At 35.8% G+C, this 12946-nt stretch carries 13 protein-coding genes; all 13 read right to left on the bottom strand.

Annotation, left to right across the window (positions count from 1 at the left end):
- Positions 1–73: 73 nt before the first annotated feature.
- Positions 74–1756, bottom strand: a complete 1683-nt coding sequence (locus tag CC92_RS0115665; RefSeq protein WP_029505306.1) for a selenate reductase — start codon at positions 1754–1756, stop codon at positions 74–76.
- 109 nt (positions 1757–1865) lie between these two features.
- Positions 1866–3203 carry a putative aminohydrolase SsnA gene (ssnA, locus tag CC92_RS0115670; RefSeq protein ID WP_029505305.1) on the bottom strand — a complete coding sequence of 446 codons (1338 nt, stop codon included), beginning with the start codon at positions 3201–3203 and terminating at the stop codon, positions 1866–1868.
- A 251-nt stretch (positions 3204–3454) separates the two neighbouring features.
- The gene (locus CC92_RS0115675; protein WP_029505304.1) at positions 3455–3829 is read right to left on the bottom strand and encodes a RidA family protein; all 375 of its coding nucleotides are present in this window, start codon (positions 3827–3829) and stop codon (positions 3455–3457) included.
- Positions 3830–4053: 224 nt separating this feature from the next.
- Positions 4054–4725, bottom strand: coding sequence for a helix-turn-helix transcriptional regulator (locus tag CC92_RS0115680; protein WP_029505303.1), 672 nt, complete (start codon positions 4723–4725; stop codon positions 4054–4056).
- A 149-nt stretch (positions 4726–4874) separates the two neighbouring features.
- On the bottom strand, positions 4875–5636 hold the full coding sequence (gene yqeC / locus CC92_RS21825) for a selenium cofactor biosynthesis protein YqeC (RefSeq protein WP_051650997.1): 762 nt from the start codon (positions 5634–5636) through the stop codon (positions 4875–4877).
- 114 nt (positions 5637–5750) lie between these two features.
- Complete coding sequence (locus CC92_RS0115690; RefSeq protein WP_029505301.1) at positions 5751–5987, bottom strand: DUF3343 domain-containing protein; 237 nt, start codon at positions 5985–5987, stop codon at positions 5751–5753.
- A 10-nt stretch (positions 5988–5997) separates the two neighbouring features.
- Positions 5998–7137: an aminotransferase class V-fold PLP-dependent enzyme gene (locus CC92_RS23080; protein WP_029505300.1), complete on the bottom strand. Its 1140-nt coding sequence runs from the start codon at positions 7135–7137 to the stop codon at positions 5998–6000.
- Between the two features lie 36 nt (positions 7138–7173).
- Positions 7174–7980, bottom strand: a complete 807-nt coding sequence (gene yqeB / locus CC92_RS23085; protein ID WP_029505299.1) for a selenium-dependent molybdenum cofactor biosynthesis protein YqeB — start codon at positions 7978–7980, stop codon at positions 7174–7176.
- Positions 7981–8014: 34 nt separating this feature from the next.
- Complete coding sequence (yedF, locus tag CC92_RS0115705; RefSeq protein ID WP_029505298.1) at positions 8015–8662, bottom strand: sulfurtransferase-like selenium metabolism protein YedF; 648 nt, start codon at positions 8660–8662, stop codon at positions 8015–8017.
- 86 nt (positions 8663–8748) lie between these two features.
- Positions 8749–9771, bottom strand: coding sequence for a selenide, water dikinase SelD (gene selD / locus CC92_RS0115710; RefSeq protein WP_029505297.1), 1023 nt, complete (start codon positions 9769–9771; stop codon positions 8749–8751).
- Between the two features lie 10 nt (positions 9772–9781).
- Positions 9782–10837 (bottom strand): XdhC family protein, encoded by a 1056-nt coding sequence (locus CC92_RS0115715; protein WP_029505296.1) that lies wholly within the window; start codon positions 10835–10837, stop codon positions 9782–9784.
- A 32-nt stretch (positions 10838–10869) separates the two neighbouring features.
- On the bottom strand, positions 10870–11946 hold the full coding sequence (locus tag CC92_RS0115720) for a sulfate/molybdate ABC transporter ATP-binding protein (protein WP_029505295.1): 1077 nt from the start codon (positions 11944–11946) through the stop codon (positions 10870–10872).
- 322 nt (positions 11947–12268) lie between these two features.
- Positions 12269–12946 (bottom strand): molybdate ABC transporter permease subunit, encoded by a 678-nt coding sequence (gene modB, locus CC92_RS0115725; RefSeq protein ID WP_029505294.1) that lies wholly within the window; start codon positions 12944–12946, stop codon positions 12269–12271.

Below are 12946 nucleotides of genomic sequence, written 5' to 3' on the forward strand. Positions count from 1 at the left end.
AAACTTGGTGAATGAAAGACTAAATTTCTTTCACTCTTTTTCTCTCAGTCTGCCAATTATGACTTTTCATAAACTACAGTAAATACGGCTGTTGTTCTCTTAGTGCTTCTACAAAACTTTGTATCGTCTCCGGAGTATCTCTAAAAGCTGATTCTTTTATCTCTCCATCCATTCGATATACCAAGCTATCTCCTACTACAGCAAATCCTTGGTTTGTACTATTTTCTAATTCTTTTCTACCAGCGAATAAGGTAAGTCTATCCTTATACGGTGTACATTTGTCTGGACAGAAAATATAACAGTTACCGCATTCATTGCAATAGTCATCAACATGAAGCATACGTTTCACACCATCAACCATTAGCGTTGTATTGGCACGATTTGGGCAGACATTAACACAACTTCCACAAGTAACCTTACACTCCACTCTGACATTAACATTCTCACCAAAAGTAAGAAGTGGTTTTTTACGTGCTACTTCCGATTTTCTATAGTTTTTATCTTCAATCGAATTTTTAGCTAATTCTTCTAAAAGAGAAACATTCACTGTCTGATCTGCTGGGAATTCACATTCATCCAAAAGGGTTGCAAGCTTTTTAATGACCTGATATCCGGTTGGCTTTAATAAAATTGTTGCGACTGTGATTGGCCAGATACCAGTGCTAAAAATATCTTTTATGTTATTCGCATCTGCTCCGCCAGAGAAGGACATCGGTAATTTGCCATCAAACTCTTTTGCTAGCTTTGCAGCTACATTGATCGTAAGAGGATATAATGCTTTTCCTGACATGTACATATCTTGACCAGGTAATTCACTGTTATTAATTTTTACATGGAAGGTATTTGATAATTTAACACCAAAAACCAAATCATTTTCTTTCGCTAACTCCTGCATCTTTCTTATTAAGATTACAGCATCTTCAAATTGTAAATCACTATCGAATCCATGTGTATCAAAGGACATATAATCATATCCCATATCATCCATGGTCTTTCTGACAAACTCATAACCCAAAAGAGTTGGATTACACTTTAAATAAGTATTGATTTTTTTGTTGGTCAATAGATGTGTAATAATACCTTCAATTTCATCGCTTGGACATCCATGCATAGTAGATAATGTAATGGAATTACAAATCTGTGGTGAAATGGATTTAATATAAGCTTCATCAACGTTTTTAAATTCTTCTACATGCTCTAGTGCCCAGTTTTCGCATTCCTTCCAAGTTTCTGTGTTAGAAGCATCCTTTAACCCCTCGATAAAATCATCAATTTTTTTAGATTGAATACCCTCTAAGTTATATCCTACCGACATATTAAAGATAAATTTATCAGGGTCACCAAAGCCATACTCTTTCGCAATTAATTTAATTGCATACCAGCCTTTGATATACTCTTCTAATGCCTGTGGTACATAAAGTTCTGTAGACCATTCCACATTGTAACATTCATCATCTGCTCGAATACAAGGTTTCTCTACGTGAAGGTCATGTCCGTCTACGATTTGAACGGTTTTCAATTCAAAGAAACGGCTTCCTCCTACATAAGCTGCAATTAAGTTTTGTGCAAGTTGTGTATGAGGACCTGCTGCTGGTCCAAATGGATTTTCTAAACTATGTTCAAATAAGCTTAGATCTTTCTTCCCATCATGTGTGTATAGATTGCTTACTCCATATACCGTATTATAGTTTTCTTTCTCAAACATCACCCTTTCCATTATTTTGTGAAAAGGTATTTGCACCATAATATCACTCATATTAATCCTCCATTCTGCTACAAACCTATAAATTAGCACGTATAAGACCTTGCCTAATTCATTGTTATACCAAATCTGTTTGAAGATATGGTACAATCCTTCTAACTCCTTAACGGTTTGCATTAATCCTTTGCCATAAATCAGCTGCTTGCCTTCTGCTTTCTTCCATTACTTCTTCTTTGTTTATGTGAAGTAATTTACGGTCTCTCATTAGAACCTCTCCATTACAGATGGTAGTTGTTACGTTAGAACCATTCATGCCAAATAAAATATGAGAGTTTACATTATTTTCATCCATTGGTGTAAGTGGATCATAGTCAACAAATATAATGTCTGCCGCATATCCAACTTTTATTTTTCCTAATGGCACCTGGAAGAAACGATTTGCAATCTGGGCATTGTGCTCAAATAACATTGTTGGAATTTCCCCCCAAGCGCAACTTGGATCTTTATGCATATGCTTTTGTAAAATATTTGCTACTTTATAACTTTCTAGCATGTCATTGGTGTATCCATCCGTACCCAAACCAATTAGAATACCTTTATGAAATATCTTTAAGACATCGGGGGCACCAACTGCATTTCCCATATTACTTTCTGGATTATGAACGACCATGGTATCCGTGGCTTTTAATAAATCCATTTCTTTATCATCAATATAAATACAATGTCCTGCTACAGTCTTAGGACCAAGAATTCCCATTCCATGTAGACGTTCCACAGTACGAACACCATATTTTGATAGACTGTCCTCTAAATCAGCCATACCTTCTGCGATATGGACATGATATCCTGCACCTTCTGGATTTTGCTCCACCACATATCGAAGAGTATCATCACTGAGGGTAAAACTTGCATGAAGTCCCATCGTCCCTTTTATCATGTCAGTCGTGTCGTTATTTGCATAGTGAATGAAGTCTACATTTTCTTTGACCGCTTTCTTCATCTCTACTTCCCCGTTACGATCACTTACTTCATAACATAAGCAGGTACGAAGCTTATATTCTTTTGCCACTTTTGCCAGTTCTATTAAACTCTTTTCCGTATTCTTATAACTTGCATGATGGTCAAATACGGTAGTTACGCCGTTTTCTATACAGTTTAAATAAGTTACTTTTGCACTAACTTTATCATTTTCCAAGGTCAAGTGATTATCTAAATTCCACCATAATCCTTCTAATATATCTAAAAAATTCTTAGGATTATGATTTTTTATACTTAATCCTCTTGCCAAAGAGGAATATATATGATTATGAACATTAATGAATGCAGGCATAATAACCTGATTGTTTGCATCAATAATTTCTGCATTCGGATATTTGCTTTTTAAGTCTGTAAAATTACCTACTTCTTTGATTAAGTTGTCTTCAACTATAATTCCGCCAAGTTCTATATATGGATTCTTGGCATCTCTGGTAAATAATTTACCATTTCCTATTAAATACATCATAACCTCAATTCTGGCGTTTTTGCCCTAATAATTCAGATGGTATCTTTGTGCTCCGACACAAATTGCTAGGTGAATTGTTTTCCTTCATTATAAGAATTGCTACGCTCATAGAACCTATTTTCTTTTCTTATGTAAAATATAGCAGCTTCCATTATGTTTCACGATTTAACCGCTACCCTCTATTAGGTAGCCTCCTACTTACTAACGATATTCCTATCATATTCTTAGTAAGTAGGAAACGAATTATATTACTTTGTTACTGCAATAACTTCTACTTCTACTAAAACACCCTTTGGAAGTTCCTTAACAGCTACACAAGAACGCGCTGGCTTACCAGTAAAATATTCACCATAAACTTCATTAAATGCTGCAAAATCTCCCATGTCAGCTAAAAAGCAAGTTGTTTTAAAAACATTTTCAAATGTTGTATTTGCTGCTTCTAAAACAGCCTTTAAGTTTTTCATAACTTGAAGAGTCTGTTCTTTAATACCACCCTCTACTACAGTACCAGTCGCTGGGTCTAGTGGTATTTGGCCTGAAGAATAAAGCACGCCGTTCACTATTAAGGCTTGGCTATAAGGGCCGATTGCAGCTGGAGCTTTTGTTGTATTGATTTTTTGCATAATTACATCCTCTTTTCTAAGTCTTTTTTCGTCATTTTATCTACAAGAAAATTATAGCACTAAAATTTATTTCAGTCAATCGTATTTTTTTATTATTTTATTTCACTCTATTACGTTACATTAATTTAATAAAAGCATCGAAAACGCAAAAAAAGAAATGAATCACTTAGATCCATTTCTTTGTAAATAGACGAGATCATCTTAATTTATCTCTTAGTTACTATCTATTTCATATGTTCCTTCATTCCTCTTAAATGCATATAAACCGTATTCTTACTAACACCCATAACTTTTGCAACTTTAACTACTGCATCCTTCATTCTGAATATGCCTTGGTTATATAAGAGGTTAACGATTTCTTTATTCTTACAATTAGCCGATATGCTATCATCAGACATTACCTGTTGAGATACTTCGGTATAAGCTTGCTCGATCAGTGCATCTACATCCACTGCAAAGTTTTCATTTATCATAGCACTGGTAGACTTATCAAGCATTTTAAACACTGGAAATGTTTCAGAAAAAGGAGTATCTACATGATAATTAATACAGATTAATCCGATAATACGATGATGTTCACCATATACACTAATTGTAGTGGAATATAGAAGATTCCCTTTTTTATTTTTAGATTCGTACGAAATATAACCATCCAGATTTTCATCTTGAATTTTATTTAGCATATTAAGTGCTAAGTCTGTAATAGGTGCCCCTAACTTTCTCCCTGTATGGTGTCCATTAATAATTTTGATGACAGAGTTTTCGTAATCTTCCAGACTATGTAATACAAACTCAAACCCTGTACCTAAATAATCTGCCATCCCATCTAAAAAGCTTCGATAAGAATTTAATATAATTCGGTCTGTGGCAGTTAATTTAATTTTTCCACTTTGCATAGCTCCCCCATTTCTGCTCTGTCTCATACATATTCTACGTTAGTGATTGCTGAGCACAAATTCTACTGAGTAATCTCCAATCTATATGAAAAATTTCACTAATTATTATATAAAATGCTACTCAAAAAAGCAATATGTCGCGCTTCGTTTTAGTCCATACCCATTGCATGAGACCTAATAAAATTTAGCGCTACTACATCTTTCGCGTCTATATTAAACTCCTTTAATATGTTTATGGTTTCTAATGCAGCTTTCTTTGTTTCCACACTATCACACTGGTTTAAGAGTATCTTAAAAGGAATATTGAGCTGATTACAATACCCTACTGTAATTAACTTCGCTACATCTAAAGGCTTAACTTTATGTGTTGGCCTACAACTTAAAATCTCCATTGCAAGCTTCCATCGGTGGCAGCATTCCATTATTGGCTGAGATAAACAGGTTAATCCTGCTAAAATTATTACAAGATCTGTATCACTTGGTAATACCGGTTCATGCTTGTCAGGTACCTTTATCGGAAGGCGCTTAGACCCATCTGCTTCAACCAGCATATAATCCGTTACTGTCTTCATCCATTCATAAAATGAATCTGATACTTTTGTCATCTTTCCATCCCCACATGGATTTCCAACTACTGCGATACTTTTTTCGTTACGCATAGCGAACAGCATCTCTTTGTCTTCTTTGAGTACGCCATACTCAGTAGGCAAAAACATATGAGTTGTAGTAGTAATTATTACTCGTTTTCCAAGTGAAACCAATTCGTTTGCTAGATGATGAATTGAGGTTGTTTTACCGCCTGCTCCCACAAAAGAAATAACCTTTCCCTGAGATTGATTTAAACCAATAGCGTTATATATGCTATCTTTATTGATAAGCTCTTCGGAACCATTTGACATATAAAATTCCACAAAATTCCTCCCTTCTACAATCATCCGCAAATCTTGACTCGGCATCCTATTGGCATAGTGAAGTGCTTGTTAATTCACTTATGAGAAAATCTTGAAGATTAAAACTACCAGCCATTAGATTTCAATCTCATATATCTGATCATAACAGATCGCATTTTCTTTCATAAATTGTTCCAATTCTAGCCTCGCTTGTGGATTCGCGCTCCAGGCTAATCCACAGCCTGCTGTAATACACCTGGGAACTGGTATTAATCTGCCTCTTCGTCCATTTTCCTTACAAATTTTCTCCATTGCCATAGCACTTGTAGTATTCTGAAAGGTAATAACTGCTCTTAGTTCTTTTTTTCTCATCCTTAGCCTCCTATGACTCCATTGCAAGCTTTTTCACTGCATTCACTGCAACATCAACTTCTTCTTCGGTATTAAAATGAGAAAAACTAAAACGAACCGCCCCTTGTTCTTTCGTTCCAAGTGCCTCATGAAGTAAGGGAGCACAATGTCCTCCTGATCTTGTATAGATACCATATTCTTCTGCTAACTGATCACTCACATCTCCTGAATCATAGTCTGCAATATTAAACGTGACAATTGGAGCCCGCTCATTTGTAGAAAAGTCACCATAAACTTTAATATTAGGAATCTCTTTTATTCCTTCATAAAACTGCCACATTAAATTCTGCTCTTTCTTTCTTATCTCTTCCATCCCTTTCTCCAGAATATAGGAAACTCCAGCATATAGCCCAGCAATACCATGTCCATTTAAAGTACCAGCCTCTAAACTTTCTGGCATTTTGTCAGGATGAGTTTTTGAATAGGATAAGAAACCACTGCCACCAGTTTTTAACGGAGATATGACAAGCCCTTCTCGCACATAAATACCTCCTGTACCCTGTGGTCCAAGAAGTCCTTTATGTCCTGTAAAGCAAAGAACATCGATCTTTTGCTCCTTAACATCGATTGAGAATACTCCTGCAGTTTGTGCAGCATCAACGACAAATAATACATTAGCTTCCTTGCAAAGCTCTCCTATTCTTTGAATGTCAAGCAGGTTACCGGTCAAATTAGAACTATGACCACAAATCACCATCTTAGTATTCTGCTTTATACTCTGTTTAATATCTTCGATTTTGATATTACCAGAGAAGTCGCTTTTTATAATAGATAACTCTACCCCTTCTAATACTAATTCATATAAAGGCCGCAAAACACTATTATGCTCTAACTCTGTTGTAATCACATGATCACCTTTATGCAATAATCCTTTGATCGCAATATTAAGACTTTCTGTTGCATTTAGAGTAAAAGCTATTCGGCTTGCATCCTTTATATGAAATAATTTTGCAAGTATCTCTCTGGTAGCATAAATAATCCTCGAAGCCTCTAAGGAAGCTGAGTGAGAGCCTCTTCCGCAATTCCCCATACTTTTGATAGCAGCATAAACCGCATCTGCTACTGAATCTGGTTTTTGTAAGCTGGTTGCAGCGTTATCAAAATATATCATTGCATTTCTCCTCATATAATAAGTTTTGCAGCGTTCTTATGAAAGGTTCTTAACCCTACGTAAATACAGGATGGATTCTAAAACACTTCCAGCAATGCAACGGGCTTTGTCTGAAATGGTGAAACAATTTTTCTTCTCTTCGATTCTAGGGTCAATATCAGCTATTTTTAGTCCCTTAACTACTGGATATCCATCTTTTATCATACCCCTTAAGATACCATCAATACTAGCTTCTACCTTAGTTTCTCCAATGAAAGCAATCGCTTGTCCCTTTGTTACAGTATCACTGATATGACTTATCGCATTAATCATCCCAGTTGCAGGACTATGAATCACTCTTTCTTTTCCATATCCACCTATGATACCCGGAATTCCCGTATTCTTTGCTGCATCCCCTTCCCAAAGAATTCTACCTAAATCATGTCCCCTTTGGGTTTCTATTACGGCATCCACGTCAACACCTGCTTTAAATCCCGGTCCTAAAGCAACTGTTATTGGTGCCATCTCTTTCTTAGTACCTAAATTTTTCTTAGCCAAGATTCCATCCACCAACGCCATTGGTTTTATATATTGTAAAATATCGCAATTCTCATCTTGGATGATTGGAATCTTACCTTCTGATAAAATTTCATTAATTTGATTAAAATGTTCTGCTCTTTTACAGATTACTCCCTCAACGATTGTTTCTTTCTCATACATCGCTTCTGAAAATGCAACTTTCCTACGAATCGTAGAAGGATTTTGGGTCTCTAATACCACAACAGGAAATCCACTTCGATATAATTTATGAATGGTTCCTGTTGCAATATCACCGCCCCCTCGGACAATAATTATATTTTTCATTCTCTTACTTCCTTCTGGTGCATCCTCACCTAAACTAAGGCTTTATTATCTTTGACGCCTTCCTCATTATTTCCGCAATCGCATACATATTGGTAACGGAACCAACAGATAATTTATCCGATATTTCATAGAAGTTTAGACAGGTTCCACAGGTTAATATCTCAACTCCTTGAGATTCAAGAAGTTTTAAATCTTCCAAAGAGTCTGAACCTTCCACTGATAATTTTGCTCCGCCATTATATAAAAGAATCGTCTTTGGAAGCTTTTCTAATTCTGTAAGCGCATAGATAAATCCTTTCATTAAGGCTTTGCCAAGTTGCTCATTTCCTTCTCCCATATGATCCGAAGGCAATACAACAACCGTAGACTCCTCTCTGATATCCGGGCAACATTGATCTGTTTCAGATGCTAACTTAGCCTCTTGATTTGCGTTACTTTCTTTATCAACATCTTCAAGGGCTTTAGGCGCTAATTCTATTCTTACAATATAGTGATCCTGTGTAATTTTTTCTGAAAGATACTTAAGCTTCATTTGTTTTGCCATTTTTGTAAGGTTTTGAACAGCAATCTCATTGTCAACAAATACTTCAACCATACCATCCGTAAGGTCTTTTAGTACTTTTTTCGTTTCTATCACCGGAAGAGGACATTGCATTCCTCTGGCATCAATCGTTTTTTTCATGATGTTCACCCTTTCTGTAAGTGTTTTTCCTATCTTTCACTATATTAAAAACTTCAGATATCGTCAAATGATATCTGAAATAATGTTTACTTTATGATAATTTCTTTTTCTTGTAATTTCGTAATCTCTCCAATGATTGCGCAAGGCATCTCTAAACTTTCAAGCTCTTTTAGTATCTTACTTGCATCCTCTGGATTAATGCTAAATAGAAGCCCACCTGAGGTCTGAGGATCAAACAAAATCTCTTGAATAGCAAAATCATCCGTTTCAAAATCAATATAGTTTTCAACAAAATTACGGTTTCTTTGACCAGCTGCTGTTAGTAGAAATTCATTGGCATAGTCATATGCTTCTTTGATATATGGAACTGATTTACTTTGGAGAACAGCAGTATACTCATTTTGAAGCATTTCATGTAGATGCCCTAAGAGACCGAATCCTGTTACATCGGTGCAGGCATGAATCTCGTATTTTCTAATAATTTCAGAGGCGTATTTATTTAAGGTGGTCATCGATTTTATTGCTTTTTCCATTGCCTCATTAGATGCTTCTCCTACTCTATTAGCAGTCGCTATAATCCCAACTCCAAGTGGCTTTGTAAGTATAAGTTTGTCCTTCGGTTTCACGCCTGAATTTTTAAATATTTTAGCAGGATTTATGGTGCCAGTAACCGACAGCCCATATTTAACATCTGCATCCGCTATCGAATGACCTCCTGCAAGGATTCCACCTGCCTCCATTACTTTTTCATTGCCACCAGTTAAAATCTTACCTAAAATATTCAAATCCATCTTTTCAGGAAAGCATACAATATTTAAAGCTGTTTTTACCTCTCCACCCATGGCATAGATATCACTTAACGCATTTGCTGCTGCGATTTGACCAAACACATAAGGATCTTCTACCATAGGAGGGAAAAAATCTAACGTCTGAACAATCGCTAAATCATCTGAAATCCGATATACAGCTGCATCATCGGATCCTTCAAACCCGACCAACAGATTCGGATCTTTTACCTTTGGTAGTTTATCAAGTACATGCTTTAAAACTTCAGGACCTAATTTAGCGGTACAACCACCGCCTTTACAAAATACAATTTCTTTCCCCATTCTTTAGCTCCTAATTATCTTTATGGTAGTTATTTGTGACATAATCTTCAATTAGTACAGTCATAATACCTCCGCAAACCATACCTTCTTCTTCCGCTGCATCACCGGTTAAATCAATATCAACTAACTTATAAGTACTAGAACCAATCAATTCTCTTGCCTGTCCAATCACTGCGGCTTCGCTACAGCCTCCTCCTATGCTTCCAAGAATCATGCCATCTCTGTAAACAATCATTTTTGCACCAGCTCCCCTTGGTACGGAGCCTTTCGTATGAACAACTGTAATAATTGCTTTTGGAACATCACTTTCCTCTGCTAATACTTGTAACACTTCATAATCCATATCAGAACAATTTCTCTTTTTATTATCCACACTGCCTAATCGCTTATGAGAAATTAACTCTGCTAATATAGAAATCGATATTTCCTCTGGAGTTATCGCTCCAATTGGTAAGCCAATCGGAGTGTGAACTCTATCTAATCGGTCACGATTACAACCGTTGGTCTCTAACATCTCTTTCACAATGGCAGTTCGTCTTCTAGATCCTATCATACCGACATAAACTGGTTCTTCTCCCTGACATATGCATTCTAAACAAGTGCTATCATATCGATGACCTCTCGTGATAATTACAACATAATCTGATTTTTTAATCTTTAATTCCTTGATTGCATGTTCAAAATTATCACAAATTACCTGTTTTGCCAATGGAAACCTTTGAGTATTTGCAAAGGTAAGTCTATCATCTACAAGAATTACTTGGAAACCTGTTTTTGCTGCAAACTCTACAAGAGGAATAGCTATGTGTCCTCCCCCAAGAATGATAAGACGTTCCTCAGGATAATATGGCTCTGCGATTAAATGCTCGTTTCCTTGTTTTAAGAATTGTGGAATTCCTTCCTCTAAGGATTCTCGTATGAACAAATCAGAATTCGAATCCAAAACTAATTGTTTTCTTAGATCAGTTCCAATCTTCCCTTCTTCTCCAAGGATATTAGAAACCATGCAGACTTTCTTTCCGTTTTGAATACTATTTAAAATCTCAGTATAAATGTTCCTACACATTTTTTCTCCTCCGTTCCGCGAATGATAACAAATCATTCTAGTAATAGAATATCTTCTGGTGCTACTGTCAGAAAAGTAGGAGTACTTTCATGAAAGCCACTACTTAATTGGCTTTTACTGATTTTCCACCAGATGACAGGCTCTTTTAGGTCATTTTTATCGTCGTTCTTAATGTCTTCTATTTGCATCAATACATTCCACTCGAAAGGAGCTTCCGCAATTTTGTGAATCTGGCAAGGTAACACATTTAACTGTTCTTTCGGCTCATAACATGGTTTAAAATCATGTGCTCTTATTCCAATATGGGTTAACCCTTCCGGAACTTGTGTATTAACAGTTAGAATACATCCCCAATCTGTAGCCTTTACTTGATTTTTGGATACTCTAACCGCACTGGATATATTTTTACATCCGGTAAGCCTTGCGGTCTGAACCTTTTTAGGAGATGCAAAAATTTTTTTCGTTTCGCCAACTTCTATTATCTTCCCCTTGTCAAGTACTATGGTATCCCTGCAAAAACGGTATACCTCATCTCGGCTGTGCGTAACCATAATAGAATCACCATGGTACTCCTGTAACAAATCCTGCATTTGAATCTGTAGTTCTTCCTTAAGATAGCTGTCCATCGCTGAAAATGGTTCATCAAATAATAATACATCCGGCTTGTAAGCAAGCATTCGTGCCAGTGCTACTCTTTGTTGTTGACCGCCGGAGAGCTTACTTGGATATTGATCTTCGAGTCCCTTAAGTTTGAAATTCTCAATCAGTCTTAAAATTATGGCATCCTTTTTCTTATTTGGCACTTTCATTCCTATTCCAATGTTCTCGTATACCGTCATATTAGGAAATAGTGCATAATTTTGAAACAAATATCCTACCTTCCTCTGTTGCGGGGTTAGATTAATCTTCTTATCGGAATCAAATAGAACTTTTCCATTTAACTCAATAAAACCTTTTTCCGGGGTAATGATACCAGCAATACATTTTAACGTCATACTTTTACCGCAACCAGAAGCTCCGAGAATTCCCAAACAAGATTCTCTTGTTTCAAAATCAACCTTTAAAGTGAAATTTTTTAATTTTTTCTCTATGTGAACAATTAAACTCATCTTTACTCCCATCTGCTTGCCTTAAACGTATATAACTCATGTTGTTGATAAAATTAGTTCTTTCCTTCAACTTAACTTTTAGTCTGGAACAACTTAGCTTTTAATCTGGATATCTGCACCTTATTTGATATTAAAAATGTAGGAAAGTATAAATAACTGGCTGAAAAGATAATCTTTTCAACCAGAATTCTCTTACTCGTTACATTTTTACAATTTGATGTTTCTATTAATCTCATTCATATCTTCAAGATAAAATACTAATTATACTTTCTATTTCTACTTTCTATTATTTCATTCTAATCATTCTATCTATTTTTTCTTTCTAATTATTCTTTCTATTTCTACTCTTATTTAACGATAAATAATTCATAAATGCAATAATAAGAAACGATATTAACACTAATATTATGACATAACGAAAAGCAAGATTCATGTCACCTGCTGCCACCGCTGAATATACTGCCATCGGTAGCGTTCGTGTTTTTCCCGCAATATTTCCCGCTATCATAGCAGTCGCACCGAACTCTCCAAGTCCTCTTGCAAAAGATAAGACAGCACCGGATAGAATTCCTGGTAAAGCATTCGGTAATATTATTCTACGAAATATCTTCCATTCTGACATTCCAAGTGTTCTGCCAGCATAAACCAAGTTAATATCAACTTGTTCCAAAGCACCTCTGGCAGATCGATACATTAATGGAAAGGAGATGATTACCGCTGCTAAAACGGTAGCCCACCAGGTGAAAGTGATTTTAAGAGCAAATTGGTTCAGTAAGAATTCACCAATCGGGCGTTTCACACCAAACATATAGAGAAGAAAAAATCCTGCTACGGTAGGAGGTAACACCATAGGAAGCGTAAATATTCCATCCATGATAATCTTTATTCTTTCGTTTCTCATAGCATAAACCATTCTTCCGGCGGCTAGTCCAAGAAAAAAAGTTATTACAATACTAAGAGATGCTGTTTTAAGAGAAATCAAAATAGGCGAAAAATCCAT

Source organism: Lachnoclostridium phytofermentans (assembly GCF_000733755.1).
GTDB classification, from domain to species: domain Bacteria; phylum Bacillota; class Clostridia; order Lachnospirales; family Lachnospiraceae; genus Lachnoclostridium; species Lachnoclostridium phytofermentans_A.

Bases quoted from the DNA above. Each gene is read 5' to 3' on its own strand.
- CC92_RS0115665 (WP_029505306.1), bottom strand. From the start codon at position 1,756: ATGAGTGATATTATGGTGCAAATACCTTTTCACAAAATAATGGAAAGG.
- ssnA (WP_029505305.1), bottom strand. From the start codon at position 3,203: ATGTATTTAATAGGAAATGGTAAATTATTTACCAGAGATGCCAAGAAT.
- CC92_RS0115675 (WP_029505304.1), bottom strand. From the start codon at position 3,829: ATGCAAAAAATCAATACAACAAAAGCTCCAGCTGCAATCGGCCCTTAT.
- CC92_RS0115680 (WP_029505303.1), bottom strand. From the start codon at position 4,725: ATGCAAAGTGGAAAAATTAAATTAACTGCCACAGACCGAATTATATTA.
- CC92_RS0115690 (WP_029505301.1), bottom strand. From the start codon at position 5,987: ATGAGAAAAAAAGAACTAAGAGCAGTTATTACCTTTCAGAATACTACA.
- CC92_RS23080 (WP_029505300.1), bottom strand. From the start codon at position 7,137: ATGATATATTTTGATAACGCTGCAACCAGCTTACAAAAACCAGATTCA.
- yqeB (WP_029505299.1), bottom strand. From the start codon at position 7,980: ATGAAAAATATAATTATTGTCCGAGGGGGCGGTGATATTGCAACAGGA.
- yedF (WP_029505298.1), bottom strand. From the start codon at position 8,662: ATGAAAAAAACGATTGATGCCAGAGGAATGCAATGTCCTCTTCCGGTG.
- selD (WP_029505297.1), bottom strand. From the start codon at position 9,771: ATGGGGAAAGAAATTGTATTTTGTAAAGGCGGTGGTTGTACCGCTAAA.
- CC92_RS0115715 (WP_029505296.1), bottom strand. From the start codon at position 10,837: ATGTGTAGGAACATTTATACTGAGATTTTAAATAGTATTCAAAACGGA.
- CC92_RS0115720 (WP_029505295.1), bottom strand. From the start codon at position 11,946: ATGAGTTTAATTGTTCACATAGAGAAAAAATTAAAAAATTTCACTTTA.
- modB (WP_029505294.1), bottom strand. From the start codon at position 12,946: ATGGATTTTTCGCCTATTTTGATTTCTCTTAAAACAGCATCTCTTAGT.